This window comes from Spiribacter pallidus (assembly GCF_040838495.1).
In the GTDB taxonomy this organism is placed as follows: Bacteria; Pseudomonadota; Gammaproteobacteria; order Nitrococcales; family Nitrococcaceae; genus Spiribacter; species Spiribacter pallidus.
The window spans coordinates 337,107-359,906 of the sequence record NZ_JBAKFM010000002.1; the positions used below are offsets into that span (position 1 = coordinate 337,107).

The 22,800-nt window shown below is 64.4% G+C and carries 25 protein-coding genes; 20 read left to right on the plus strand and 5 right to left on the minus strand.

Annotation, left to right across the window (positions count from 1 at the left end; translation table 11 throughout):
- Window positions 1–7 precede the first annotated feature (7 nt).
- The 11 genes from pheA (at window position 8) to galU (ending at window position 9,590) form a co-directional block, all read left to right on the plus strand.
- Window positions 8–1,090, plus strand: coding sequence for a prephenate dehydratase (gene pheA, locus V6X73_RS04985; protein WP_367958697.1), 1,083 nt, complete (start codon window positions 8–10; stop codon window positions 1,088–1,090).
- A 6-nt stretch (window positions 1,091–1,096) separates the two neighbouring features.
- Complete coding sequence (locus V6X73_RS04990; RefSeq protein ID WP_367958696.1) at window positions 1,097–1,975, plus strand: prephenate dehydrogenase; 879 nt, start codon at window positions 1,097–1,099, stop codon at window positions 1,973–1,975.
- Window positions 1,976–1,993: 18 nt separating this feature from the next.
- Entirely contained in the window at window positions 1,994–3,322 is a 1,329-nt protein-coding gene (aroA, locus tag V6X73_RS04995; RefSeq protein WP_367958695.1) for a 3-phosphoshikimate 1-carboxyvinyltransferase, read from the plus strand.
- Window positions 3,319–3,996 carry a (d)CMP kinase gene (cmk, locus tag V6X73_RS05000; RefSeq protein WP_367958694.1) on the plus strand — a complete coding sequence of 226 codons (678 nt, stop codon included), beginning with the start codon at window positions 3,319–3,321 and terminating at the stop codon, window positions 3,994–3,996. The genes aroA and cmk overlap by 4 nt, the downstream gene beginning before the upstream one ends.
- A 76-nt stretch (window positions 3,997–4,072) precedes the next feature.
- Entirely contained in the window at window positions 4,073–5,755 is a 1,683-nt protein-coding gene (gene rpsA, locus V6X73_RS05005; protein ID WP_367958693.1) for a 30S ribosomal protein S1, read from the plus strand.
- 19 nt (window positions 5,756–5,774) lie between these two features.
- A complete protein-coding gene (locus V6X73_RS05010) occupies window positions 5,775–6,098 on the plus strand; it encodes an integration host factor subunit beta (protein WP_367958692.1) in 324 nt (107 codons plus the stop codon).
- On the plus strand, window positions 6,095–6,388 hold the full coding sequence (locus V6X73_RS05015; RefSeq protein WP_367958691.1) for a LapA family protein: 294 nt from the start codon (window positions 6,095–6,097) through the stop codon (window positions 6,386–6,388). The genes V6X73_RS05010 and V6X73_RS05015 overlap by 4 nt, the downstream gene beginning before the upstream one ends.
- Window positions 6,389–6,390: 2 nt before the next feature.
- Window positions 6,391–7,560, plus strand: a complete 1,170-nt coding sequence (lapB, locus tag V6X73_RS05020; RefSeq protein WP_367958690.1) for a lipopolysaccharide assembly protein LapB — start codon at window positions 6,391–6,393, stop codon at window positions 7,558–7,560.
- The gene (gene pyrF, locus V6X73_RS05025; RefSeq protein WP_367958689.1) at window positions 7,557–8,270 is read left to right on the plus strand and encodes an orotidine-5'-phosphate decarboxylase; all 714 of its coding nucleotides are present in this window, start codon (window positions 7,557–7,559) and stop codon (window positions 8,268–8,270) included. The genes lapB and pyrF overlap by 4 nt, the downstream gene beginning before the upstream one ends.
- Window positions 8,271–8,330: 60 nt before the next feature.
- A complete protein-coding gene (locus tag V6X73_RS05030; protein WP_367958688.1) occupies window positions 8,331–8,594 on the plus strand; it encodes a ComEA family DNA-binding protein in 264 nt (87 codons plus the stop codon).
- Window positions 8,595–8,711: 117 nt separating this feature from the next.
- Window positions 8,712–9,590, plus strand: coding sequence for a UTP--glucose-1-phosphate uridylyltransferase GalU (galU, locus tag V6X73_RS05035; RefSeq protein WP_367958687.1), 879 nt, complete (start codon window positions 8,712–8,714; stop codon window positions 9,588–9,590).
- Window positions 9,591–9,617: 27 nt separating this feature from the next.
- Here galU and V6X73_RS05040 read toward each other — a convergent pair whose 3' ends face one another.
- Genes V6X73_RS05040 through V6X73_RS05055 form a run of 4 tightly spaced genes read right to left on the minus strand, consistent with a single transcriptional unit; the run spans window position 9,618 to window position 14,577 of the window.
- Window positions 9,618–9,830, minus strand: a complete 213-nt coding sequence (locus V6X73_RS05040) for a YgaP family membrane protein (RefSeq protein ID WP_367958686.1) — start codon at window positions 9,828–9,830, stop codon at window positions 9,618–9,620.
- Window positions 9,831–9,842: 12 nt separating this feature from the next.
- On the minus strand, window positions 9,843–11,204 hold the full coding sequence (locus V6X73_RS05045; RefSeq protein WP_367981271.1) for a hypothetical protein: 1,362 nt from the start codon (window positions 11,202–11,204) through the stop codon (window positions 9,843–9,845).
- Entirely contained in the window at window positions 11,204–12,010 is an 807-nt protein-coding gene (locus tag V6X73_RS05050) for an outer membrane lipoprotein-sorting protein (RefSeq protein WP_367958684.1), read from the minus strand. Before V6X73_RS05050 ends, V6X73_RS05045 begins: the two co-directional genes overlap by 1 nt.
- Entirely contained in the window at window positions 12,007–14,577 is a 2,571-nt protein-coding gene (locus V6X73_RS05055) for an efflux RND transporter permease subunit (protein ID WP_367958683.1), read from the minus strand. The genes V6X73_RS05050 and V6X73_RS05055 overlap by 4 nt, the downstream gene beginning before the upstream one ends.
- A 138-nt stretch (window positions 14,578–14,715) precedes the next feature.
- Between V6X73_RS05055 and V6X73_RS05060 the strand changes: the two genes are divergently transcribed.
- The 6 genes from V6X73_RS05060 to V6X73_RS05085 all read left to right on the plus strand — a co-directional run bounded on the left by V6X73_RS05060 (window position 14,716) and on the right by V6X73_RS05085 (window position 19,584).
- Complete coding sequence (locus tag V6X73_RS05060; RefSeq protein WP_367958682.1) at window positions 14,716–15,063, plus strand: ArsR/SmtB family transcription factor; 348 nt, start codon at window positions 14,716–14,718, stop codon at window positions 15,061–15,063.
- Window positions 15,064–15,155: 92 nt separating this feature from the next.
- Complete coding sequence (locus tag V6X73_RS05065) at window positions 15,156–16,217, plus strand: ABC transporter ATP-binding protein (RefSeq protein ID WP_367958681.1); 1,062 nt, start codon at window positions 15,156–15,158, stop codon at window positions 16,215–16,217.
- 41 nt (window positions 16,218–16,258) lie between these two features.
- A complete protein-coding gene (locus V6X73_RS05070) occupies window positions 16,259–17,116 on the plus strand; it encodes an ABC transporter permease (RefSeq protein ID WP_367958680.1) in 858 nt (285 codons plus the stop codon).
- Window positions 17,113–17,916, plus strand: a complete 804-nt coding sequence (locus V6X73_RS05075) for an ABC transporter permease (protein ID WP_367958679.1) — start codon at window positions 17,113–17,115, stop codon at window positions 17,914–17,916. The genes V6X73_RS05070 and V6X73_RS05075 overlap by 4 nt, the downstream gene beginning before the upstream one ends.
- A 17-nt stretch (window positions 17,917–17,933) precedes the next feature.
- A complete protein-coding gene (locus tag V6X73_RS05080; RefSeq protein ID WP_367958677.1) occupies window positions 17,934–19,010 on the plus strand; it encodes a polyamine ABC transporter substrate-binding protein in 1,077 nt (358 codons plus the stop codon).
- A gap of 4 nt (window positions 19,011–19,014) precedes the next feature.
- Window positions 19,015–19,584, plus strand: a complete 570-nt coding sequence (locus tag V6X73_RS05085) for a pyridoxamine 5'-phosphate oxidase family protein (protein WP_367958675.1) — start codon at window positions 19,015–19,017, stop codon at window positions 19,582–19,584.
- 52 nt (window positions 19,585–19,636) lie between these two features.
- Here V6X73_RS05085 and V6X73_RS05090 read toward each other — a convergent pair whose 3' ends face one another.
- The gene (locus tag V6X73_RS05090; protein ID WP_367958674.1) at window positions 19,637–20,680 is read right to left on the minus strand and encodes a LacI family DNA-binding transcriptional regulator; all 1,044 of its coding nucleotides are present in this window, start codon (window positions 20,678–20,680) and stop codon (window positions 19,637–19,639) included.
- A gap of 143 nt (window positions 20,681–20,823) precedes the next feature.
- Between V6X73_RS05090 and V6X73_RS05095 the strand changes: the two genes are divergently transcribed.
- The 3 genes from V6X73_RS05095 (at window position 20,824) to V6X73_RS05105 (ending at window position 22,792) form a co-directional block, all read left to right on the plus strand.
- On the plus strand, window positions 20,824–21,057 hold the full coding sequence (locus tag V6X73_RS05095) for a hypothetical protein (RefSeq protein WP_367958673.1): 234 nt from the start codon (window positions 20,824–20,826) through the stop codon (window positions 21,055–21,057).
- A complete protein-coding gene (locus tag V6X73_RS05100; RefSeq protein ID WP_367958672.1) occupies window positions 21,050–22,204 on the plus strand; it encodes a TRAP transporter substrate-binding protein in 1,155 nt (384 codons plus the stop codon). The genes V6X73_RS05095 and V6X73_RS05100 overlap by 8 nt, the downstream gene beginning before the upstream one ends.
- 72 nt (window positions 22,205–22,276) lie before the next feature.
- Window positions 22,277–22,792 (plus strand): TRAP transporter small permease, encoded by a 516-nt coding sequence (locus V6X73_RS05105; protein WP_367958671.1) that lies wholly within the window; start codon window positions 22,277–22,279, stop codon window positions 22,790–22,792.
- Window positions 22,793–22,800 lie beyond the last annotated feature (8 nt).

The following is a 22,800-nucleotide window of genomic DNA, read 5'->3' on the forward strand; positions in this document are numbered from 1 at the left end:
TGAGGCCGTGAGCGAAGAACCGCTGAAGGCCATTCGGGCACAAATCGACAGCATCGACGACGAGCTGCTCCGGCTGGTGAACGAGCGTGCCCGGGCCGCGGCCGAAGTGGCCCGGGTCAAGTCCGCCGATGGCGAGGTGGGCGATTTCTATCGCCCGGCCCGCGAAGCCGAGGTCCTGCGGCGGGTTCGCGACAGCAATCAGGGCCCGCTCGACGACGAGGCCATTACCCGGCTGTTCCGCGAGGTCATGTCGGCGTGCCTTGCCCTGCAGCGTCCGTTGCGTGTCGCTTTCCTCGGGCCGGAGGGGACCTTCACCCAGGAGGCGGCGCTCAAGCATTTTGGCCATGCCATCCATAGCCTGCCGCTCGACGGCATCGATGCCGTCTTCCGCGAGGTGGAATCCGGCGGTGCCGAATATGGGGTGGTGCCGGTAGAGAACTCCACCGAGGGTATGGTCAGCCATACCCTGGATCGACTCCTGTCCTCGCCGCTGCAGATCGTCGGCGAGGTCGAGCTGCCGATCGTCCAGAACCTGGCCACCCGGGCCGAGGATCTGTCGGCGGTCACTGCGGTTTATTCGCATCAACAGGGGCTTGCCCAGTGCCGGCTGTGGCTCGAAACCCATCTGCCCGGCATCGAACGGGTCGCGGTCTCGAGCACCGCCGAGGCGGCGCGTCGAGCGGCCGAAGCGCCCGGCGCAGCGGCGATTGCCTCGGACGCCGCCGCCGAGCGCTATCAGCTGACCATCCGGCAACCGGCCATTCAGGACGGCACGGCCAACAGCACGCGCTTTTTGGTGCTAGGCAAGGAAAGCCCGGAACCCACGGGCGAGGACAAGACCTCGCTGGTCATTGCCCGCGAGAATCAGCCCGGCGGCCTGGCCGGTCTACTCGCGCCGCTGGCGCGTTATGGCCTGAACATGACCCGGCTGGAATCCCGTCCCTCGCCCGAGGGGATGTGGGAATATGTGTTTTTCATCGACCTCGAAGGGCATGCCGACGATCCGGCGCTCAAACGCGCCCTCGGCGAGATGCAGAGGCTGGCCAGCCTTTTAAAGATTCTCGGGTCGTACCCGCGGTCGGTGGCCTAGAGACCGGTGGACTCTCAGCCGCGTAGCATCTGTCTGGTCGGCGTCGGTCTGATCACCGGTTCGCTGGGACTGGCGCTGCGTGCCGCCGGCGCAGCCGGTGAGGTCACCGGCTTTGGCCGCGACCCCCGGCGGCTCGAGAAGGCCCGCGCCCTTGGCGCCATCGATCGATTCAGTACCGACCCGCATCAGGTCGTCGCCCAGGCGGATGTGGTGGTGCTGGGTGTCCCGCTCGGGGCGGTTGCCCCGGTGCTAGCGCATTTGGCACCGGCGCTGCCGGCGGATGCAGTGCTCACGGATGTGGGCAGCGCCAAGGGCTGTGTCGTGGCCGATGTCGAGCGCGTGTTCGGCGGTCTGCCCGATGGGTTCGTCCCGGGGCATCCCATTGCCGGCACCGAACATAGCGGCGTTGAAGCCGCCTTTGCCTCGCTTTACCAGAACCGTCGGGTCCTCCTCACCCCCACCCGGGCAACCCGGCCCGGTGCCACCGAGACCATTACCGCGATGTGGCAGGCCGCCGGGGCGACGGTGACCACCATGTCGGTGGCCCATCACGACCGGATGCTGGCGATGACCTCGCATCTGCCGCACATGCTCGCCTTTGGGCTGGTGGATATGCTCTCGCGGGCGCCCGATCATGAGGAAATCCTCGACTATGCGGCCGGCGGCTTTCGCGATTTCACCCGGATCGCCTCAAGTGATCCGGTGATGTGGCGGGACGTCTGCCTGGGCAATCGCGAGGCGATCCTCTCGGCGCTGGGTGATTATCAACGCGACCTCACCGAGCTGGCCCGGCTCATCGAATCGGCCGATGCCGCCGGGCTGGAGTCGGTGTTCGCAAGCGCCAAGGCCACCCGGGACGCCAACCGCCATCGTTTTGAAGACTAATCCGGAGCCCCGCCACCGATGAGCCATGCCAACCAACGCCGATTCATCATCGAGCCCGGCGGGTCATTGTCCGGCGACATCCGGGTCCCCGGCGACAAGAGCGTCTCGCATCGCGCGGTGATGCTGGGGTCGGTGGCCGAGGGAGTGACCCGGGTGCGCGGTTTTCTGGAAGGCGACGATGCCATGGCAACCCTGGCGGCGATGCGCGCCCTGGGGGTGAGGATCGACGGCCCCGAGGCGGGTGCGCTGACCATCCACGGCGTCGGCCTGCACGGGCTGAGTGCTCCGGACGAGCCCCTCGATCTTGGCAATTCCGGCACCTCGATGCGGCTGCTCACCGGGCTGCTCTGCGGTCAGCGCTTTGCGACGACGCTGATCGGCGATCAATCGCTGATGACCCGGCCCATGCGTCGGGTCACCGAACCTCTCGGGCAGATGGGGGCGGATATCGTCACCAGTGACAAGGGCACCGCGCCCGTTGGCATCCAGCCGGTGACATCGCTTATGGGCATCGACTACCCGCTGCCCATGGCCAGTGCCCAGGTCAAATCGGCGGTGCTCCTTGCCGGGCTTTATGCCCGGGGCGAGACCGCCGTGACCGAGCCGGGCATCACCCGCGATCACACCGAACGCATGCTCCAGGCCCTGGGTTATCCCGTCGAGGTGGACGGCCCGCGGGTCGCCTTGACCGGCCATGGCCGACTGACCGGCGGCTCGATCCAGGTGCCGGCGGACATCTCCTCGGCGGCATTCTTTCTGGTCGGCGCCGCGATCGGCGCCGGCGAAGCGGTGACCCTGCTCGATGTGGGTCTCAACCCGACCCGCACCGGGGTAGTGGAGATCTTAAAGCGCATGGGCGCCGATCTGGAGGTGATCGCCAAAGGCGACGGCGCCGGCGAACCGGTCGGCGATATCCGCATCCAGGCGGCCTCGCTCGAGGGCATCGAGATCCCGCCCTCGCTTGTGCCGGTTGCCATTGATGAGTTTCCGGCGCTTTTCATCGCCGCGGCCTGCGCCCGGGGAGAGACGCTGCTGCGGGGCGCAGAGGAGCTTCGCGTCAAGGAAAGCGACCGCATTGCCGTGATGGCCACCGGCCTTGAGCGCCTGGGGGTGCAGGTCGAGGCGCTGCCCGACGGGATTCGGATTGTGGGCGGTCGCCTCGGGGGTGGGCATGTGCAGGCTAAGGGCGATCATCGGGTGGCTATGGCCTTTGCCATGGCCGGGCTGGTGGCCGACGGGCCCATTGTCATCGACGGCTGCGCCGAGGTGGATACCTCGTTCCCGGGCTTTGCCGGGCTGGCCCGCTCGGCCGGGCTGCCCATTGCGGTCGAGGAGCAAGCCGGATGAGCGCGCCGGTTGTTACCATCGACGGGCCCGGTGGCGCGGGCAAAGGCACCATCGCGCGGGCGATTGCCGAGTCACTGGGCTGGCACCTGCTCGATAGTGGCGCCATCTATCGACTGCTGGCGCTGGCCAGTCTGCAGCGCGGCGTCGAGCCCACCCAGACCGCAACGCTCGAGACGCTGGCCCGGGGCCTGGATATCGACTTTCCGACCCGCGGCCCACACGCCGGCGAGGTGTTGCTCGACGGCGAGGTGGTCTCCGGGGCAATCCGCAGCGAGGCCTGTGGCGTGCGGGCCTCGGAGCTCGCCGCCGACCCGGCGGTACGCACCGCGCTGCTGGATCGCCAGCGCGGCTTTCAGAAGCCCCCGGGGCTGGTTGCCGATGGCCGGGATATGGGCACGGTGGTTTTCCCGGATGCGGCGGTCAAGATCTACCTCACCGCAACCGCCGAAGAACGCGCCCGCCGGCGCCATAAGCAGTTGATGGAGCAGGGTGTGAGTGCTAATCTGGCGGATCTTTTGCAGGATATGCAAGCGAGGGACGAACGCGATATGAACCGCGCCGTCGCCCCGCTCAAGCCGGCAGAAGATGCGATGGTGATCGACTCAACGACGATGGCCATCGAGGCGGTCATCGCCAGGGTGCTGGCGCAGGTGGGCAACCGCGCCGGTGGATAAAGGGGGTATTCGCCTGTCGGATACCGGGTTTTCAACAACAACTGGATCGTCCCGCGGTCCCGGATCAAATCATCCCATGAGCGAAAGCTTTGCAGAACTTTTTGAACAGAGCCTGGCGCAGACCGACATGCGTCCGGGGTCCATCGTCAATGCACAGGTCGTGGCGATCGATGGCGAAGATGTCATCGTCAACGCCGGCCTGAAGTCCGAAGCGGTGATCCCGCTGAAACAGTTCACCGACGAAGACGGCAACGTCGAGGTGAACGTCGGCGATGACGTCGAAGTGGCTCTGGATGCCGTCGAAGATGGTGGCGGCGAAACCCGCCTGTCCCGCGAGAAGGCCAAGCGTGCGCGCGCCTGGCGGGTACTCGAGGCGGCTTACGAAGGATCCGAGACCGTCAACGGACACATCAGCGGCAAAGTCAAGGGCGGCTTCACCGTCGATCTGGGGCATATCCGCGCCTTTCTGCCGGGTTCGCTGGTGGACATCCGCCCGGTCCGCGACACCACCTACCTCGAGGGCAAAGAGCTCGAGTTCAAGGTCATCAAGCTGGATGCCCGTCGCAACAATGTGGTGGTCTCGCGCCGGGCCGTAGTCGAAGAGGAATACAGCGCCGAGCGCGAGGCACTGCTCGAGAAGCTCCAGGAGGGCCAAACCCTCAAGGGCATCGTCAAGAACCTCACCGACTACGGTGCATTCGTCGATCTTGGCGGCATCGACGGGCTGCTGCATATCACCGATATGGCCTGGCGTCGCGTCAAGCACCCGTCGGAGGTGGTCGACGTCGGCCAGGAAATCGATGTCAAGGTGCTGAAGTTCGATCGCGAGCGCAATCGCGTCTCACTGGGCCTCAAACAGCTGGGCGAGGATCCGTGGGAGGCCATTGCCGCGCGCTACCCCGAGGGCAGCCGCGTGGTGGGCAAGGTCACCAACATCACCGACTATGGCTCGTTCGTCGAGATCGAAGAGGGCGTCGAGGGGCTGGTGCATGTCTCGGAGATGGACTGGACCAACAAAAACGTCAACCCGGCAAAGATGGTGTCCATCGGCGACGAGGTCGAGGTGATGATCCTCGACATCGACGAGGAGCGCCGCCGGATCTCGCTTGGCATGAAGCAATGCCAGCCCAACCCCTGGGACGAGTTTGCCGCCACCCACAACAAGGGCGACCGGGTCACCGGCGCGATCAAGTCGATTACCGATTTCGGCATCTTTGTCGGCCTTGAAGGGGGCATCGACGGGCTGGTCCATCTCTCGGACCTGTCCTGGAGCGATACCGGCGAAGAGGCCATTCGCGACTTCCAGAAAGGCGAAGAAGTCGAGGCCGTGGTGCTGTCCGTGGACCCCGAGCGCGAGCGCATCAGCCTGGGTGTCAAGCAGCTGGCCCAGGACCCGGTCTCGCAATGGGTTGCTAACAATCCCAAGGGCACCATCGTCACGGGAACCGCCACCGAGGTGGATGCCAAGGGCGCGGTGATTGACCTCGGGGACGAGGTGCAGGGCTACATCCGGGCCGCCGATCTTGCCCAGGAGCGGGTCGAGGACGCCCGCTCGGTGGTCAACGAGGGCGACACGGTCGAGGCCAAGTTCGTGGCCGTCGATCGGCGCAATCGCATGATCAGCCTCTCGGTTCGCGCCAAGGACCAGCAGGACGAGCGCGAGGCCATCGAGGACTACGGCAACACCGGGGCGGCCGGCACCACCACCCTGGGTGATCTGCTCAAAGAGCAGATGAGCGGCCAGGAAGACGAGGGCTGACAGCCCTCGTGGCCCATCGATGAGTGATGCCCGATCCATGACCAAGTCCGAGCTCATCGAGCTGATGGCCAGCAAGCAGCAGCATCTCGCGCAGCGGGATGTTGAGCTGGCGGTCAAGACCATGCTCGAGCAGATGAGCGAGTCCCTGGCCAGCGGCGAGCGGATCGAGATCCGTGGCTTTGGCAGCTTTTCGCTGCATCACCGTCCGCCGCGCATCGGCCGCAACCCCAAGACCGGCGAGCCCGTCTCGCTGCCGGGCAAGCATGTCCCGCACTTCAAGCCCGGCAAACAGATGCGCGAGCGGGTTGATGAGGGCCGGGCCCGGGAAGGGGAAACGCAGTGAAACGGCTGCTGGCGCTGTTGGTAGCGCTGGTGGTGGTGGCCCTGGGCCTTAGTTTTGCCATGCTCAACCCCGAGCCGATGGCGCTGGATTTCTATTTAGGGCGTATGACGCTGCCGGCCTCGCTCTGGCTGGTTATCGCCCTTGCCATCGGGGTGATTATCGGCGCCGGTGCCGCCGGCGGCCTGATCCTGCGCCAGCGCTGGCAGCTCGCCCGACTGCGGCGGCAGGCGGCCTCTGCCCAGGAGGAACTCTCCGAATTGCGTAAGCTGCCGATTCGGAACGCGCCCTGACCATGTGGTATCTGCTCTGGCTGCTACTCCCGTTGGCAGCCCTCTCCGGCTGGTGGATCGGCCGGCGCGGACAGACCACGCAAAAGCCGGCCCCGTCGCTGTCCCGCGATTACTTCCAGGGGCTCAACTACCTGCTCAACGAAGAACCCGACCGGGCCATCGAGGTATTCACCCGCATGGTCGAGCTCGACGAGGACACCGTCGAGACGCATCTCACCCTGGGTAACCTCTTTCGCCGCCGCGGCGAGGCGGATCGGGCGGTGCGTATCCACCAGAATCTGATCGCCCGGCCCTCCCTCGCGCCCGAACAGCGCGCCGCCGCACTGGTAGAACTGGCGCGGGACTATCAGGCCGCGGGTCTGCTCGATCGCGCCGAGAGCCTGTTCCGTGAAGCCATGGATCTGCCCGAGCACCGCGCGACGGCCCTTCGCTCGCTGCTCGATATCTACCAGCAGGAAAAGGAGTGGGAGTCTGCCATTGATATCGCCCGCCAGCTGCAGCGCAGCACCGGCGAGTCGCTGGGGCCGGTGATGGCCCAGTTTGCCTGCGAGCAGGCCGAGGCGCGGATGCGCGATCACGCCGAGCCCGGCGAGATTCGCTCACTGCTGCGAAGGGCCTGGAGCTATGACCGCAATTGCGTGCGCGCCTCGCTTTTGCAAAGCGATCTCGAAGAGCGCCAAAGCCGCTGGCGTCAGGCGATCCGAGCCTGTCTGCAGGTCGAGACCCAGGATGTCGACTATATCCCCGAGGTGCTTCCACGGCTCGAGCGCTGTTACCAGGCGCTGGATGCATCGGATCAGTTCGCCCACGACCTTCGCCGGTTGCTCAGTCGCTACCCGGGCGTGTCGGTCATCCTCAAGCTCAGCGACATTATCCAGGCCCGCGAGGGAGGCAAGGCGGCAATCGAGTTTCTGGCGACGCAGCTGCGAGAGCGCCCTTCAGTCCGGGGGCTCGATCGGTTGATCGCGCTCAATATCGATAACACCGACAGCGACCGCCGGCGTCAGCGTGACCTGGGGGTCCTGCGCGAGCTCTTTCGGGCGCTGCTGAGCGACCGGTTGCCCTATGCCTGTGTAAGCTGTGGTTTTGAAGCCCGGCAGTTGCATTGGCAATGCCCTGGGTGTCGGGGCTGGGCGACCATCAAACCACGTCGCGGACTGGAGGGGGAATGAACAGCCACCGCGCCGCCGAGCCACCCATCGTGGCGCTGGATTTTGCCGACCCGGCTCGGGCGGACGCCCTGGTGCGCCGGCTGTCTCCCGAGCTTTGCAGGCTCAAGGTGGGCAAAGAGCTCTTCGTCCGCGGCGGCCCGGAGGCGATCCGTCGATGGGTGGCCGAGGGCTGGGATGTGTTTCTGGATCTCAAATTCCACGATATTCCGCATACCGTGGCCGCCGCCTGCCGGGCGGCAGCGGATCTGGGGGTGTGGATGGTCAACGTCCATGCGCTGGGGGGAGCGGCCATGATGACGGCTGCCCGCGAGGCGTTGGAGCCGCTCGGCCGGCAGCGGCCGTGGCTCATTGCCGTGACGATCCTCACCAGCCACGACGCCCAGAGCCTCGAGGCAGTGGGGTTGTCCGAACGGCCCGCCGCGGCGGTGGCGCGTCTGGTCGCCCTCACGCACACGGCCGGCCTGGACGGTGTGGTCTGCTCGGCGCAGGAAGCGGCAGCGGTTGAGGCTAAGACCCACTCGGCGTTCCGCCGTGTCACCCCGGGGATACGACCGGCTGGATCGGCGGCGAATGATCAGCGACGGATCATGACCCCGGCGGCAGCCCTCGCGGCCGGCGCCACGGATCTGGTGGTGGGCCGGCCCATAACCCGGGCCGATGACCCCATCGTCGCCCTGATGGATTTGCGCGCTGAGATGGGGCTCACATAAACCGACTGGATTGCGCAATAGCGTGATGGTCTCCAACCGACGCAACCACAGGAGGTCATCATGGCAGTGAGAGCCACGTCCAGTCTGCTGAGCCTGATCTTTGTCCCGGCGATGGCCGGCGCCACGACGCTGCCGGTCAACGTCAACGAGGCCGATCGTGAGGCATTGCAGGCGCTCGAGGGCGTCGGCCCGGCAACGGCCGAGGCCATTATCGAAGACCGGCAGGCCAACGGGGCTTATCAGCGCAAGGTCGAACTCACCCGGGTCAAGGGCATCGGTGATGCCACCCTCGAGGCGATCCGCGATGACGTGACGCTTGAGTGATCGGCCATCGCGCCTTTTTGTGCCGATGGATCGGCCGCTTTGCACGGGCCGGACGCCTGACAGGGCGTCCGGCTTGGTTTACGCTTTTGCAACGTTGTCGAAGGAGCGAACGGTTCAATGGCAAAACGCATTCGCAAAGCGGTTTTTCCGGTGGCGGGCCTGGGGACCCGATTTCTGCCGGCGACCAAGGCCAACCCCAAAGAAATGCTCCCCGTCGTCGACAAGCCACTGATCCAGTATGCGGCCGAAGAGGCGGTCAAGGCGGGTATCGAGACGCTGATCTTTGTCAACGGTCGCAACAAACGCAGCATCCCCGACCATTTCGACAAGGCCTATGAACTGGAAACCGAGCTTGAAGAATCGGGCAAGCTCGATCGGCTCGAGGCGGTGCGCAATATCATCCCCTCGCATGTGGCCTGTATCTACATCCGCCAGTCCGAGGCCCTGGGCCTGGGACATGCAGTGCTCTGCGCCGAACCGGCGGTCGGTGACGAGCCTTTTGCCGTGATTCTCGCCGATGATCTCATCGATGATGACACCGGCGATGGCTGTCTGGCTCAGATGGTGCAGCGCTACGACGAGCAGGTAGCCAGCATCATCGGCGTCCAGCAGGTCCCGGCCGAGCACACCGATCGCTACGGGGTGGTGGATGTCACCGCCATGGAACCCCGCCTTGGCCAGCTCCGCGGTATTGTCGAGAAGCCAGCCCCCAGCGAAGCGCCATCCAACCTGGGCGTGGTCGGGCGCTATATCCTCAATGGCAGCATCTTCAACAAGCTGCGCCAGACCCGGCCGGGCGCTGGCGGTGAGATCCAGCTCACCGACGCCATTGATGCGCTCATGCGCGACGAACCGGTCCTCGCCTATGAGTTCGAGGGCACTCGCTATGACTGCGGCGACAAGCTCGGCTATCTGCAGGCCACGGTGGAGTACGGCTTAAAGCACCCGGATCTCGGGCCGGCCTTTCGCGACTATCTGCAGAACCGCCACGACTAAGGCATCGGCCGGGCCCTGTCGGCCGGCTCAGGCCGTCCGGCCAACGCTTTCATCATCGCGAAAGCCGATGCGCTTGAGCACCGCCATGGCCGGGCACCAGCGGGTGAATGCCGACTGCAATAGATTGGCCCCCACAAAGGCGGTGAACAGATACCAACCCGGATGGACCCAGGTGCCCAGGGCGAGGCTCAGCAGGACAAAGAATCCGGCCATCGCGCGAAGTCCTTCGTTCACAGTCATGATTGCTTCCTCCTAGAAGTTGTAGCGGATGCGGGCATAGGCGTTGCTGTTGTCTTGCAACTGCGTGTGGAAAGTCCACGGATCCTCGCCGCCAAAGACATTGCCACCCACGGTGCCGGTCAACCGGTCACTGAAGCGATATTCGGCCTGGGGGCGAAAGAAGTAATCGGCGTCCGAGGGCGAGAAAAAGCTGAACAGGCTGATCGTCAAATCCTGCCGCAGCAGCTGCCAGGTCACCCGGTTGGTCAGCAAATGACGATATTCATCCGGGGCATAGCGGCGCTGGTCGGCCGGGGTCGCATCAATCAGGGCATCATGATCCTGAGTCCATTCCAGATAGTACTGCCAGCCCAGGGTCAGATCGGCCAGCGGCTCGTGTTCATAGCCAAACAGAAAGCGCCACTGCTCGTTGGGCCGGTTGGGGTCATCGCCGCCGCTGTCGTCGGCAAAATAGTAGGCAGTCTCGGCGTTGGCGATGCCACCGGCGGCCGGCCGCCGGAGACTCGCGCCCAGCACGCTCAGACGCGGAAAGTACGGGGTGCCGGTGGCCGGGTCGACTGCGCTGGGCTGTTTGTCGTAGCCATGAAATGCATAGCCGGCGTACTCGACCCCGTCAACGGTCTGATAAAGCCGCAGCGCCAGTTCGCTGTCATCCAGCCAATCGTCGCGCTCGTCCGGATCGATGGCCGGGGGCGCGGCGGTCACGGCCCCGCGGCGCGGGCTGAAATACGACAGCCGCTCGCCGGTGATGAACCGGTTGGCCTCACCCCGCGGCGTGTAGACCACATCCAGGTTGGCATCGCCGTAGAAAGAGAGCTTGATCGCATCGCTGGGTGCTTTCAGGTATTCATCGTTGCGGCCGCTGAAAAAGCTGACATAGTCCTTGGGGAAGAGGTCGTTGAGGAAAACCAGATCGCCGGTCCCCCAGGTGAGTATCTGGCGGCCGGCCTCGATATCGATGGCGTCGGTCAGCCGGCCCTGCAGGTTGGCCTCGCGCAGATCGCCACGGCCGCCGTCTTCGACGCCATCTAGCCACACATCGCCCTTGATCGTGGCGGTGTAGTCGCCCAGCACACGCTCGCCTTCGATCTGCAGCCGAGTCTCGGCCAGGGGGTAGTCCTCGTCCACGGCGGGGTCATTGTGCAGCCTTGCCGCCGCAGCGCCCCCGACAAAGCCGTACCACTGCCAGCCGGTCTGCTCGCTCGCCCAGGGGTCGTCGCCCCAGTCGTCGCCGCCCCAGTCGTCCTCCGTCGATTGCGTCCCGGACCAGGTCTGCTGCGCCCATGCCGGTGCCGCCGCAAGCCCCAGGGCTAGGATCAACAGGGCACCGACCATCGGCCGGTAGCCGCGGGTATTGCCAGTCAACCGGACCATCATTCGCTGCGGCGCAGCCAGCGGCGGGGTGGGTTGCGCAGTGACCGCTCGGAGAAAATGTCATCCGGCAGTCCCACATCGTATTGCGAGAAGCGGAACTGGGTAATGGTGTAACCCCCGCTGTCGAGGTCACTCATCCGTACCTCGGTGCCGGTGGGATAACCGTCGATGGTCTCGACCCGGGTGACTTCCATGCGTCGGTAGACCTCGCCGGATTCCCTTTGATACTCGGTTTTCATGGGCAGAAAGCTCTCGCGGTCGATCCAGGTCCGGTAGCGGGCAAAGGCCACCTCGTCCGGTGCCTTGGGTGTGCTTTCGATGATGTAGTGCGCGTCGGTGGTCTCGACAAGGCGGTGGTTATCCTCATCGAGCCCGCGTCCGGAGATATCCTCGTAGAAAAAGTGCGAGCCAACGAAGCTGGTGCGCTTGTCACCGGCAGCAATGCGTTTGACCAGATCCAGTGCCGGCAGATAGAGCCACCGGTCATCGTCTGCGCCGACATGCTTTTCGACACGAAACACCGTGCCGCGGATATCCGCCGGTCGGCTGAAGACCACCAGATAGCGCTGATCCCCGCCATCGCTGACGTCCTTGCGAAGCAACGTAAATTGACGCTGCTGGCGATTGCCGTTGCCATCCTCGATGAGCATGCGGGCCGCGGAGCGGCCGTCGTCACCGGCATAGTACGAGGCGACATTGGCGCGCTCGACGATGGCGCGGGCATCCTCCATGGCCGCGACGGCCACGCTGGCATGGCCCAGCGCGAGCAACACCAGGCCCAGGTGCATGACAAGGCGTTTTTTCATGATCCTTCCTCCTGCGCAGCAGCCGGCGCGGGGGTGCGCTCCGGCATGATGAGTCGGCGGGCGATGTTCATGATCGCCGGCAACAGCATGATCGAGGCCAGGGCCGAGGCCGCCATGATGCTGGCAAGAAAGATGCCGACGGTGTTGTAGGGCACCAGCGGCGCGGCCAGCAGGGGCAGAAAGCCCACGGCAATCACAATGGCATTGCGGCTGATGGCCCGGGCGGGTTCCTGGAACATGGCGCGCATGCTCTCGCCAAAGCGCCCGGTGCGGCGGTAGAACTCGCGGCTTCGTTCGATAAAGTGAATGGCAAAGTCCACCGAGAGCCCCAGTGTCAGCGACGAGAGCACCGCAATGGGCATGTCGTAGTACTTGCCAATCAGCCCGACCACGCCATAGATCAGCGCAATGCTCACAGTCAGCGGCACCATGGCCAGCAGGCCGAAGACCAGCGAGCGGAAGAGGATGAGCATCATCACCGCCACGACCACCCAGGCCACGGCCAGGCTCTGCGCCATGCCCTTGACCATGGCGTCCTGCCAGACAACGTTGATGTAGTTGAGTCCGCCCCAGCTCATGGTCACGCCCTCGGGCAGGGGGTTGGCCTGGACATAGGCCCGGGCCCGATCGACCACGGCCTGCATGTCCTGATTGTCGCCGCTGCTCAGCTGCAACCAGAGATTGGCGGCCTGATAATCCTGGGTGACCATCCGCCAGAGGTCATGGGGCCGGTGCGAGCCCTGAAAGCTCAGCAGGGTCTGGGCAACCGCCCGGCGGCTGTCGGGGATGCGATAATCCTCGGCCTCGCCGCTTCGCAGTTCGCGGTAGACCGTCCGCACCAGATCGGCCAGCGTGTTGACCTTGCCCACCTGGGGGCTGTCGGCCAGGGCCGCCTGGAAATCGGCGATATAGCGCAGGATCTCCGGGCGCTGGAAGAAGTTCAGCTGCCCGCGGATTTCATCGATGACCTCGAGCATCGCCTGCCAATGTGGATAGGCCGCGTCGCTGGCGTTGAAAAGCCGGTCATCCACCGCCAGCGCCAGGTCATCAAGATGGGCGCTGAAATCATCCGGGTCGGCGGCGTTGTCGCGCATCGACTGCCACGCCGTCTGGATGTTGACACCCTCGCTTTCCGCCTCGCGCAACACGTCGTTGGTCCGCTGCTCGAAGGCCGCCGGTGCCGCCGCGGCGACGTCGGACTCAAGCCGCAGATAGGCGCTGTAGGTGCCGGCAAAGTGCTCGTTCAGCACCCGGTCGGCGACGCGGATGCGGTGGTCTTCCTGAAACCAGCGCACCGGATTGTCATTGACCGTGATCTGGCTGATGCCTACACCCGCAGCGGCCAGGGCGAGGGCAAAGGCGCCAACCACCAGTTTGGAGCGGGCCAGTGTCAAACGCCCCAGGCCCGCGAGCCCCCGGGCCAGCAGGGTGTGATCCGGCGCCGGCCGGTTGGCGCTTTGCTGCAGCGCGGCCAGGCGCTCGGGCTTGAGCCGCACCGTATAGGCGGGGATAAAGATCACGGTCAGTGCAAAGGCCAGCAGGATGCCGGCGGCCACAAAAAGCCCGAAAACCTGCACCGGCGGGATCGGGGTGAAGGCCAGCGAGGCGAAGCCCACCGCCGAGGTGATGGAGGTGTAGAGCATGGGGGTGAAAAGATGCTCCATCACTTCGGCCATGGTCTGGCGGGCGTCCCGCCCAGGGCGGTAGCGGTCGGCAAACTCCGAGATGATGTGCACCGAATCCACCACGGCGATGGGCATCAAGAAGATGGGGATCATCGAGCTCATGATGTGCACGGTGTAGCCCAGCCCGATGAGTGAGCCCATGGTGGTAAGCACCACGGCAAAGGCCATCAGCATGGGGGCGATGACCAGTGTTACCGAGCGGAAGAACCACCACATCAGTGCAAAGATGACCAGCGCGGCCAGGGGTGCAGATATGGCCATCTGGATGAACATCTCCACACCAAAGGTATCTTCGGCTACGGGCAGGCCAGTGATGTGGTAGTCATCGCCGGTCTCGAGCCCGGCGATGATCGTCTCGATCTCGCCGGCAATCCGGTGGCTCTGGTCCTTGGATTCGATCGGTACATAGATGGCGGTGGCCTCGCCGTCGCCCGAGATCAGTGTGTCGCGGAAAAGCGGTAGATCCAGCGTGGCCTTGCGAATCGCATCCGCCTGGGCCTGGGTCTCGGGCGGGGTGTTCATCATCCACTCAAAGCGGATGGTGCCGGGGCCGGCCTGTTCGATGTTATCCACCGTGGCCAGTGACAGCAGATCGCGCCGGATGACGCCATCGATGTCGGCGATGGCGTCGCTGAGCCGGTGCACGCCGGCGAGCGAGCGGGGCGTGAAAACCCCATTGGCCTGCTCGTCGTTGACCACACCCACCACGATCATGTCGTGGAGGTTGAACTGCGCTTTGATGAGGTTGTGCCGGACGCGGTCCTGCTGATCCGCCGGGAGCATGTTCTCCGGGTCGGTGTCGATCTGGATGAGCGGGATCAGCGCCGTCCCCAGCAACGTCATCAGCAGGGTGGCAATGAACACCATTCGTGGGTGTGTCATGGCTTGGTTGGCAATCCAACGGCCCATGTCCGGTCCTCTGGCAGCAATTTGTCATTACTATATAACTGGATAGTCATATAGTAAATATCGAAACGATGCGCTATGCTTGGAACATCGTATTCTCCGGGGAGATCCGGCATGGCGACATCAGAAGCTTCTCCGGCGGGGTCCGCCGAATCCATGGAAATCATCGCTCAGTACTTTCGCATCCTCGGTGATGCCCAGCGGCTTCGTATCCTCCACTGCCTGCAATCCGGCGAACACACCGTGGGCGAGATCGCCGGCGCCACCCAGGCCAGTCAGTCCAATGTCTCCAAACACCTGGGCATTCTGCGGGCCAACGGCCTGGTGGGGCGCCGCCAGGACGGCAACCGGGCCTATTTCGGCATCACGGCGCCGTTTATCTTCGAGCTCTGCGATATCGTCTGCTCCGGCGCCCGCCAACGACTGGAGCGCGAACGCGCGCTGCTGCCGGCGAACTCCTAGCCCCGCGACCGGGTCAGGCCGGATACCGGCAATTGGCCGCGCGATTCGATACACTGGTGGACTTTGCCTGGCGCAGCCCTGGAGGCGGACTGTTGAGCAAGCAGACAGCCACCCCATCGTCATCGATCGAGATCAACGCCCTGGTGCGCCGCTTTGCCGACGGCCACCGGGCGTTGGATGGCGTGGATCTGGACATCGCCGCGGGCGAGTTCTTCACGCTGCTGGGGCCGTCGGGCTGCGGCAAGACCACGCTGCTTCGCATTCTCGCGGGTCTGGATACACCAAGCGCCGGTGAAGTGCGCATCGGCGGGCGCGCCATGGCCGGGGTGCCGGCCCATCGGCGTAGCGTGAATACGGTGTTCCAGTCGTACGCGCTCTTCCCGCACCGCAACGTCCGCCGCAACATCGCCTTTGGGCTCGAGATGCAGCGTCTGGATGCGGTCACTATTGAAAAGCGCATCGACTCGGTGGCCGGGCTGACCGGCATCACAACGTTGCTTGACCGGCCGGTGGATCAGCTCTCGGGCGGCCAGCGCCAGCGGGTCGCGCTGGCCCGGGCGGTGGTCAACGAACCGGATGTGCTGCTTTTAGACGAGCCGCTCTCGGCGCTGGATGCCGGGCTGCGCGGTCGGCTGCAGCTCGAGCTGCGCGAACTCCAGCATCGCCTGGGGATGACCTTTGTCTTTGTCACCCATGACCAGCAAGAGGCGATGATCATGAGCGATCGCATCGCCGTTCTGGATCGCGGACGCATCGCCCAGGTGGGCACGCCACCGGCGATTTACGAACAACCCGCCACTCGGTTCGTCGCCGAGTTCATGGGCCATGAAAACCTCCTCGCGGTCACCGGCCGGGATGAACATGGCGTTATCACTCCCATCGGGCATTTCGCCGGCGCGTTTGCCGAGGGCGGCCATCTGCTCATCCGCCCCGAGGCGATCAGCCTGGGGCGGCGTCAAGCGGCCGGGCCGAGCGCGATCCCGGCACAGGTGGTCGGCCGGGTCTACCGGGGCGGCAGCACCGAGTATCGCATCGCCTGTGGCGATCACACCCTCATCGCCCGGGCATCCGATCCCGCCGCCGAGGGGTTCGAGCCCGGCGCCGAGGTCAACGCCACGGTGGCGCCCGCCGGTCTGGCGGTGGTCGCGGGTTAGCGTCGCGGGTGGCTCGCATGCGGGGCGATTCAAGGCAGCTTTTGCTAACGTTGCTCCCGGGGGTGGGGGTGATCACCGTCTTTCTGGTGCTGCCCAGCATCTATCTGGTGGGGATGGCCTTTTTGAGTACCGGCCCCTACGGCCTACCCACCGGCCCGGTCAGCCTGCAGGCATTTCGCGAGCTGGCAGGATTCGGGTTTCTGGGCTGGAGCCCCGGCAATCTCTACACCTTGCTGCGCTCGATCGGCCAGACGCTGCTGGCCACCATTGTGGTGATCCTCATCGCCTATCCGGCGGCCTACTACATCACCACCCGACCCGTGCCCTGGCGGCCGGTGCTGTTGCTTGCCGTGGTGGTGCCGTCGTGGACCAACCAGGTCATCCGCTCGGTGGGGTGGATGAACATTTTCGCCCCCGGTACCCCGGTCTCCGACCTGGCCGCAGCGCTGGGGCTGATTGCCCCGGAGATGGGGCTTTTCCCGTCGCGCTTTGCGGTCATTGTCGGGCTTGTCTACAACTTTCTGCCGTTCATGATTCTGCCGCTTTATGCGGCGTTCGAGCGCCTTGACACCCCGCAGGTCGAGGCTGCTCGCGATCTGTATGCCACACCCTGGGCGGTGTTTCGCCATGCGGTGTTACCGCAGACGTTGCCGGGGCTGATGGCCGGCACGGTGCTGGTGGCCATCCCGGCGTTTGGAATGTATGTCGTCACCGAACTGCTCGGCGGTGGTCGTTCGTTGATGGTCGGCAACTTTGTCGCCCGGCAGTTCACCCAGGCAGGCAACTGGCCCCTGGGCGCCGCCGGGGCATTGATCATGATCGTGGTCACGCTCATCGGGCTGAAGGTCCTGCGCGACCTGGGTCGGCGGCTTGGCGGCGACCGCGAGGTGGTGCTGTGAGCGCCCGGGCCGGTCACATGACCCTGCGCGGCTTTTGGTATCTGTTGCTCCTCTTTTTGTATGCCCCGCTGGCGGTGGTGGTTTTCTACTCGTTTAACAGCATCAACTCATCGGCCCGGTTCGCGGGGTTCTCGCTCAAGTGGTACCGGCAGCTTTTTGGCAACGAGGCCATCCTCGACGCCATGGCCAATACCGTGGTGCTGGCGGTGGGTTCGACGGCCATTGCGGTGGTGATCGGCGGGGCATTGGGTTACGGGCTTTATCGCTATCGCCTGCGGCGCTGGGGATGGCTGATCTGGTTGATCTATCTGCCGGTGATCATGCCGGATATTATCTTCGGCATTGCCGAGATGACCTTCTTTGTGGCCATCAACGACTGGCTGGGGCTGCTCGCGCCGGGCCTCGGCACCATGTTGATCGCCCATGTCACTTTTCAGGTGCCGTTCGTGGCCTTGCTCGTCAACGCCCGGCTGCTTGCACTCGACCCGCAGCTTTTCGAGGCCTGCGACGATCTCTATGCCCGGCCCTGGCAGCGGGCGCGGTTTTTCTTGATTCCCGTTTTGATGCCCGCAATCGCCTCGAGCCTGCTGCTGGCATTGACGCTTTCCATTGATGATTTTGTCATCAGCTTCTTTACCGCCGGGCCGGATAGCACCACACTACCAATCTTTATCTGGAGCGCCATCAAAAAGGGCGTGACACCCGAGATCAACGCCGTGGCCACGCTGCTGATCGTGGCGGTGTTTTTGATGGCGGCGGTCAGCCTGATGGCCCGTCGCCCCGCGGGCAAAAACCGTTAACCCCAAAGGAGATGGGCATGATGAGATCTTCGCTGCTGCGCCGGCATCTTGCCGCTTTGATTCTGTCGCTGGCCGCTGCGCCGGCTGTCGCCCAGTTCGAGGGTGAGACGCTTTATCTATTCAATTGGTCGCAGTATATGGACCCCTCGATCATCGAGGCCTTCGAAACCGAATACGGAGTCGAAGTGGTGGAGAACTACTTCAACTCCAACGGCGAGATGTTCGCCAAGCTCCAGGCCGGCGGCGTCAGTCAGTACGATGTCATCGTCCCGTCCAACTATTTTGTCCCGCGGCTGATCGACTCGGGGCTAGTCCAGCCGCTCGATCACGACAAGCTATCCAACCTCGACAACCTGCTTGATAAGTTCATCGACCCGGCGTTCGACCCGGGCAATCGCTACTCGGCCGCCTACCAGTGGGGAACCACCGGGCTTGTCTATGACAAAGCCGCCCTGGGCGAGGTGCCCGCCACCTGGGGCGTGCTCTTCGACCCGGCGCTCAACTCGGACCAGCCCTTTGCCGTGGCCGAGGACAGCCAGGTGGCCCTGGGCGCGGCCTGTGCCTATCAGGGCGCGGACTACGACTGCACAAGCCGAGATGCGCTCGAGGCCGCCGCCCGCGAGGTGCTCGCCGCCAAGCAGCGCGACAACTTTGCCGGGTTCATCCAGGGCACACCGGTGCTCCAGCAGCTGGTGCGCGGCTCGGTGGCGGCGGGTATGACCTACAACGGCGATTATCTTTTCTACAAGTCCGAAGACCCGGAAGGCTTTGCCGATATCGAGTATGTCATCCCCGAAGAGGGCGCCGAGATCTGGGTGGATAACATGATGATCCCCGCCGAGGCCCCCAATCCCGCGCTGGCCCATGCGTTCATCGACTTCATCCTCGATGCCGAGGTGGGGGCGCAGCTTTCGAACTGGAACTACTACTCAAGCCCCAACGAGGCGGCACTGCCGATGCTCGAGCCCATCCTCCAGGAGCCGCCGATCACGGCCACCGACGAGGAAATGGCGGTGCTGCGGTTCATCCCCAGCCTCAAGGGCGATGACCTGCAGTTTGTCCAGCAGCTCTGGCGCGAAGTGGAGTCGCGGTAGGCCCATGGCCGAGGCGCTGCACGAATGGGCTCGGTCCCTGCCGGATCTGCATTCGCAGGGCTGGAAGCGGCTGGTGCGGGGGGTGAATGACCGCCGCGCCGCCGGCCGTCACCCGACCCTGGCCACGGTGGACGCCCAGGGCATGCCCCAGGCCCGCACCGTGGTGCTGCGCGCCGCCGACCCCCAGGCGGGTATCCTGCGGGTCTACACCGACCGGCATGCGCCCAAGGTGGCGGAGGTCGGGGCGCATCCCCATGCCGCGCTCCATATCTGGGACAAGGATGCCCACCTGCAGCTGCGCATCCTTGCCGGAGTGGCCGTGCGCACCGGCGAGCCGGTGGCAGACCTCTGGCAGCGCATACCCGAGCACGCCCGCTGCAACTACGGCACGCTGCCCGGGCCGGCCCGGCCTATCGATGAGGGACTTGGCTACCAACGCGTGCCCAACTTCGATGACTTTGCCGTGCTCGAGCTCACCGTCGAGTCCATGGAGCTGCTCCATCTGGGATATCAGCACCGGCGGGCGCGGTTCCATCGATCAGATGACTGGGCGGGACAGTGGCTGGCGCCGTAGCTCGACGCCTTGGCGGAGTGTGAGGCATCGGTCGGCCGTTGGGCGGCGCTTTTCAGGCGGTCTTTCGGGGCGGTCCGCATGAGTCGCGCACCACGAGATCGGCATCCAGTCGAATGGGTTGCGCGATCGGCTCGCCGTTGACCTGCTGCAGCAGCGATTCGGCGGCGCGTCGGCCTATGGTCCGGGCGGGGACGTGGACGGTGGTGAGCGCCGGGGTCATATCGCCCACAATGTCGATGTCATCGTATCCGGTTATCGACAGATCCCGCGGAACCTCGACGCCAAGTCGCTGGCACTCGAACAACACCCCCATGGCCAGTATGTCATTGCCGCAGATGACCGCGGTGACCTCGGGTGCGGTCTGATGTAGATCGAAGTAGGCCCTCCGTGCCGCGGCGATGGTATAGGGCACCTCGCGGAAAAGCTTGGCAGGGAGGCTCAGATCACGTTCTGCCAGCGCCTCGCGAACCCCTTGTACCCGTTGCGCGGCGCGGTCGTTGCCATGTTGTTGACCTGCAATCATGGCGATGTGGCGGTGTCCCAGATCGAGCAGATAACGCGTGACCCGGCGCGCCCCCTCGGCGTTGTCAAAGCCCAGGGTGGGGTGATCACTCCTGGGGTCGAATACCCAGGCATTGAGATAGGGGATGCGCTGCTGCGCGAGCAGTTCATAGACGCTCGCGGTGTGCTGCTGGCCGATGAGCAACACCCCGTCCAGGCCGCGCTGGATCATGCTGCGCAGCTGGTTGAGCTCGCGCTCGGGGTCATAGTCGGTGTTGGTCAAAAGCAGGGTGTATCCGGCCGGATCAAGGTGATGCTGCATTGACTGGGCCGCGACGGCGAAGATGTGATTATCGAGCGCCGGGATGATTGCACCGATTGTATGGGACCGCCGGCTGGCAAGAGCCCGGGCGGCGCCATGCGGGACATAATCCAGCTCGGCAATGGCTCTCGAGACCCGCTCTCTCAGGGCCGGCTTGATGCTGTCGTCGCTTTTGAGATACCGGGAGACGGTCGCGGTGGATACCTCGGCGCGTCGGGCAACGTCCGATAGGGTCGGGAGTTTTCGGCCTTTTTGTAATCGCTTGCTTACCAAAGCAGCCTCTCGCGCCTGTTGTTGAAAGGCTTTAAGTCAGGTATCCGCCAGCGTACCGGGGGTGACTTGACAGTGTCGAGACGTGAAGATACGGTCAAAAATGTAAGCGCTTACAAAAAGGGCTTATGTGAGGAGGAGACAGTATGGATAAACGTCAACACCTTCGGCGGTGGAGCCTGCGTGGTTCTCTGGCGGCGGTATCGGTCTACATCGCGGATGTGCTGGTCGCCAAGGCAGGCGCTGCCCAGGGCCTGCTCTCAGATGGCTTTCTGCCGCGCACGGCCGAAGTCCTAACGCTCTTCCTCGCCGTCGTGCTGCTTCTCGTTGCGGCGGACTTCTCCAAAACCAAATCGATTCAGGGGAGAGATCATGTTTGACGAAAAAAATCATTCGAGCCCGACCGATCCAGAGCGCCGGCAATTCCTGCGGGCGGTTCGTCGATACGGGTTCACCACAGCCGTCCTGGGTCTCGCCGGCGGCAGCCTTTTCTCCGATTCGGCCATGGCGCAGTCGCAGCAAGAAGAGCGTGAACGCGAGGCGGCCGCCGATCACACCATGACCATCGCCACTGCCTATGTCCTGGGCGCCTCTCGTGCTTACCCGATCATGCAACGGTCGTTCAAAGAGAACATCCAGAACATGACCAATGGCCGTGTGTACGTGAAGCTGGCCCCGGGTGGGCAGCTTGGTGCCGGTGGCAGTCTCGCGCAGAAGGTCCAGGGCGGGACGATTCAGGCGGCACAGCACTCGCTTGCCAACTTCGCACCGTTTGCATCGGCGGTTGACCTGATCAATCTCCCTTACTGGTGTGGTGAAAACCAGAATTTCGTCAACCTCGTCACCTCGGATGCCTGGAAAAGCCGGGTCGACAGTGTCGTGGAGCAGAACGGGTTCAAACCGCTGTGGTACGTCACCATCGATCCGCGGGTGGTTGCGCTGCGCCGGGGCGGCGATGGACCGATCCGGACCCCGGACCAGATGGAAGGCATCAAATTCCGGGTGCCCGGCTCGGAAATCCTCCAGCAGTTCTACCGGATGCTGGGTGCCAACCCAACGCCGGTGGCCTGGGGTGAAACTCCCAGCGCCATTAAACAGGGCGTGGCCGATGCGCTGGATCCCTCGGTGGAGGCGCTGGAGGTCTTCGGGTTCAAGGATGTCCTCTCGTGGGTCACCTTCAACAAGGCGGTGCCGGACTCGCAGGTCTATTCCTGCAACATGGAGTGGTTCCGCAGCCTCCCAAGCGGTGTCCAGGACGGCATCGAGTACGCCAGCGAGGTGACCATGCAGCAGAACCTGGCCCAGGTGCCGGCGGCGCGTGCCTACGCCATGGCCGAGCTCAGAAAGGCCGGGGTGCAGTTCTACAACCCCACCGACGACGAGCTCAGTCAGTGGGTGGAGAAGGCCGGTCACCAGAATTCGGACTGGGACAGCTTTAAAACGGAGCTGGCCGGTTCGATTGCCGACTTCGATGCCTTGCTGGAAGCGGCCAACACTCGTGGGCGTTTCTACGTCAACGACGTCTAGTCGGGCCGCTCGACGGTGTCACCTCCGCCGGGGGTGGCACCGCTTCACTGATAGAACCTTAAGAGGCCGTATATGTACGGACTGATCAAGGGCATCGACCGGGGTGCCGAGCGATGGCTGCTGCTCGCTTTCTACGGAATGATCGTGGCGACGATCGGTATGGAAGTGCTGCGTCGGTTTCTTCTTTCCTACTCATCGATCTGGGGCGAAGAAATCGCACGTTATGCCTTTATCTACCTGGTCTGGATCGGTGCGGCTGCGGCCGTCCGGGACCGAGCGCATATCCGGATTAACGTCATCATCCAGTGGCTGCCGCCACGCGGCAAAGCGTCGATCTACTTTCTGGGCGATCTGGCCACGCTGGTATTCGCCGTGTTCGCGCTCTACTGGTCCATGCACCCGGTCATGACCTCAATCGAGTTTGGGTCGGTCAGCCATGGGCTGCGGGTCAGCATGGCGTTTTTTTTGATTTCTGTCCCACTCGGGTTCGCGTTGGTGGTCGTGCGGGTCATCCAGTGCATGGCCCGGGATTTTGGTGACTTCAAGGCGGGGCGGCCCGTTTTTGAAGGCCGGAAGCTTTTCGATTAGGAGCCGGA

Coding starts and splice junctions, on each gene's coding strand:
- rpsA (WP_367958693.1), top strand. CDS start 4,073: ATGAGCGAAAGCTTTGCAGAACTTTTTGAACAGAGCCTGGCGCAGACC.
- cmk (WP_367958694.1), top strand. CDS start 3,319: ATGAGCGCGCCGGTTGTTACCATCGACGGGCCCGGTGGCGCGGGCAAA.
- lapB (WP_367958690.1), top strand. CDS start 6,391: ATGTGGTATCTGCTCTGGCTGCTACTCCCGTTGGCAGCCCTCTCCGGC.
- aroA (WP_367958695.1), top strand. CDS start 1,994: ATGAGCCATGCCAACCAACGCCGATTCATCATCGAGCCCGGCGGGTCA.
- V6X73_RS05045 (WP_367981271.1), bottom strand. CDS start 11,204: ATGGTCCGGTTGACTGGCAATACCCGCGGCTACCGGCCGATGGTCGGT.
- V6X73_RS05010 (WP_367958692.1), top strand. CDS start 5,775: ATGAGTGATGCCCGATCCATGACCAAGTCCGAGCTCATCGAGCTGATG.
- V6X73_RS05055 (WP_367958683.1), bottom strand. CDS start 14,577: ATGACACACCCACGAATGGTGTTCATTGCCACCCTGCTGATGACGTTG.
- V6X73_RS05095 (WP_367958673.1), top strand. CDS start 20,824: ATGGATAAACGTCAACACCTTCGGCGGTGGAGCCTGCGTGGTTCTCTG.
- V6X73_RS05085 (WP_367958675.1), top strand. CDS start 19,015: ATGGCCGAGGCGCTGCACGAATGGGCTCGGTCCCTGCCGGATCTGCAT.
- V6X73_RS05030 (WP_367958688.1), top strand. CDS start 8,331: ATGGCAGTGAGAGCCACGTCCAGTCTGCTGAGCCTGATCTTTGTCCCG.
- V6X73_RS05100 (WP_367958672.1), top strand. CDS start 21,050: ATGTTTGACGAAAAAAATCATTCGAGCCCGACCGATCCAGAGCGCCGG.
- V6X73_RS05060 (WP_367958682.1), top strand. CDS start 14,716: ATGGCGACATCAGAAGCTTCTCCGGCGGGGTCCGCCGAATCCATGGAA.
- V6X73_RS05050 (WP_367958684.1), bottom strand. CDS start 12,010: ATGAAAAAACGCCTTGTCATGCACCTGGGCCTGGTGTTGCTCGCGCTG.
- V6X73_RS05040 (WP_367958686.1), bottom strand. CDS start 9,830: ATGACTGTGAACGAAGGACTTCGCGCGATGGCCGGATTCTTTGTCCTG.
- V6X73_RS05105 (WP_367958671.1), top strand. CDS start 22,277: ATGTACGGACTGATCAAGGGCATCGACCGGGGTGCCGAGCGATGGCTG.
- pyrF (WP_367958689.1), top strand. CDS start 7,557: ATGAACAGCCACCGCGCCGCCGAGCCACCCATCGTGGCGCTGGATTTT.
- V6X73_RS05080 (WP_367958677.1), top strand. CDS start 17,934: ATGATGAGATCTTCGCTGCTGCGCCGGCATCTTGCCGCTTTGATTCTG.
- galU (WP_367958687.1), top strand. CDS start 8,712: ATGGCAAAACGCATTCGCAAAGCGGTTTTTCCGGTGGCGGGCCTGGGG.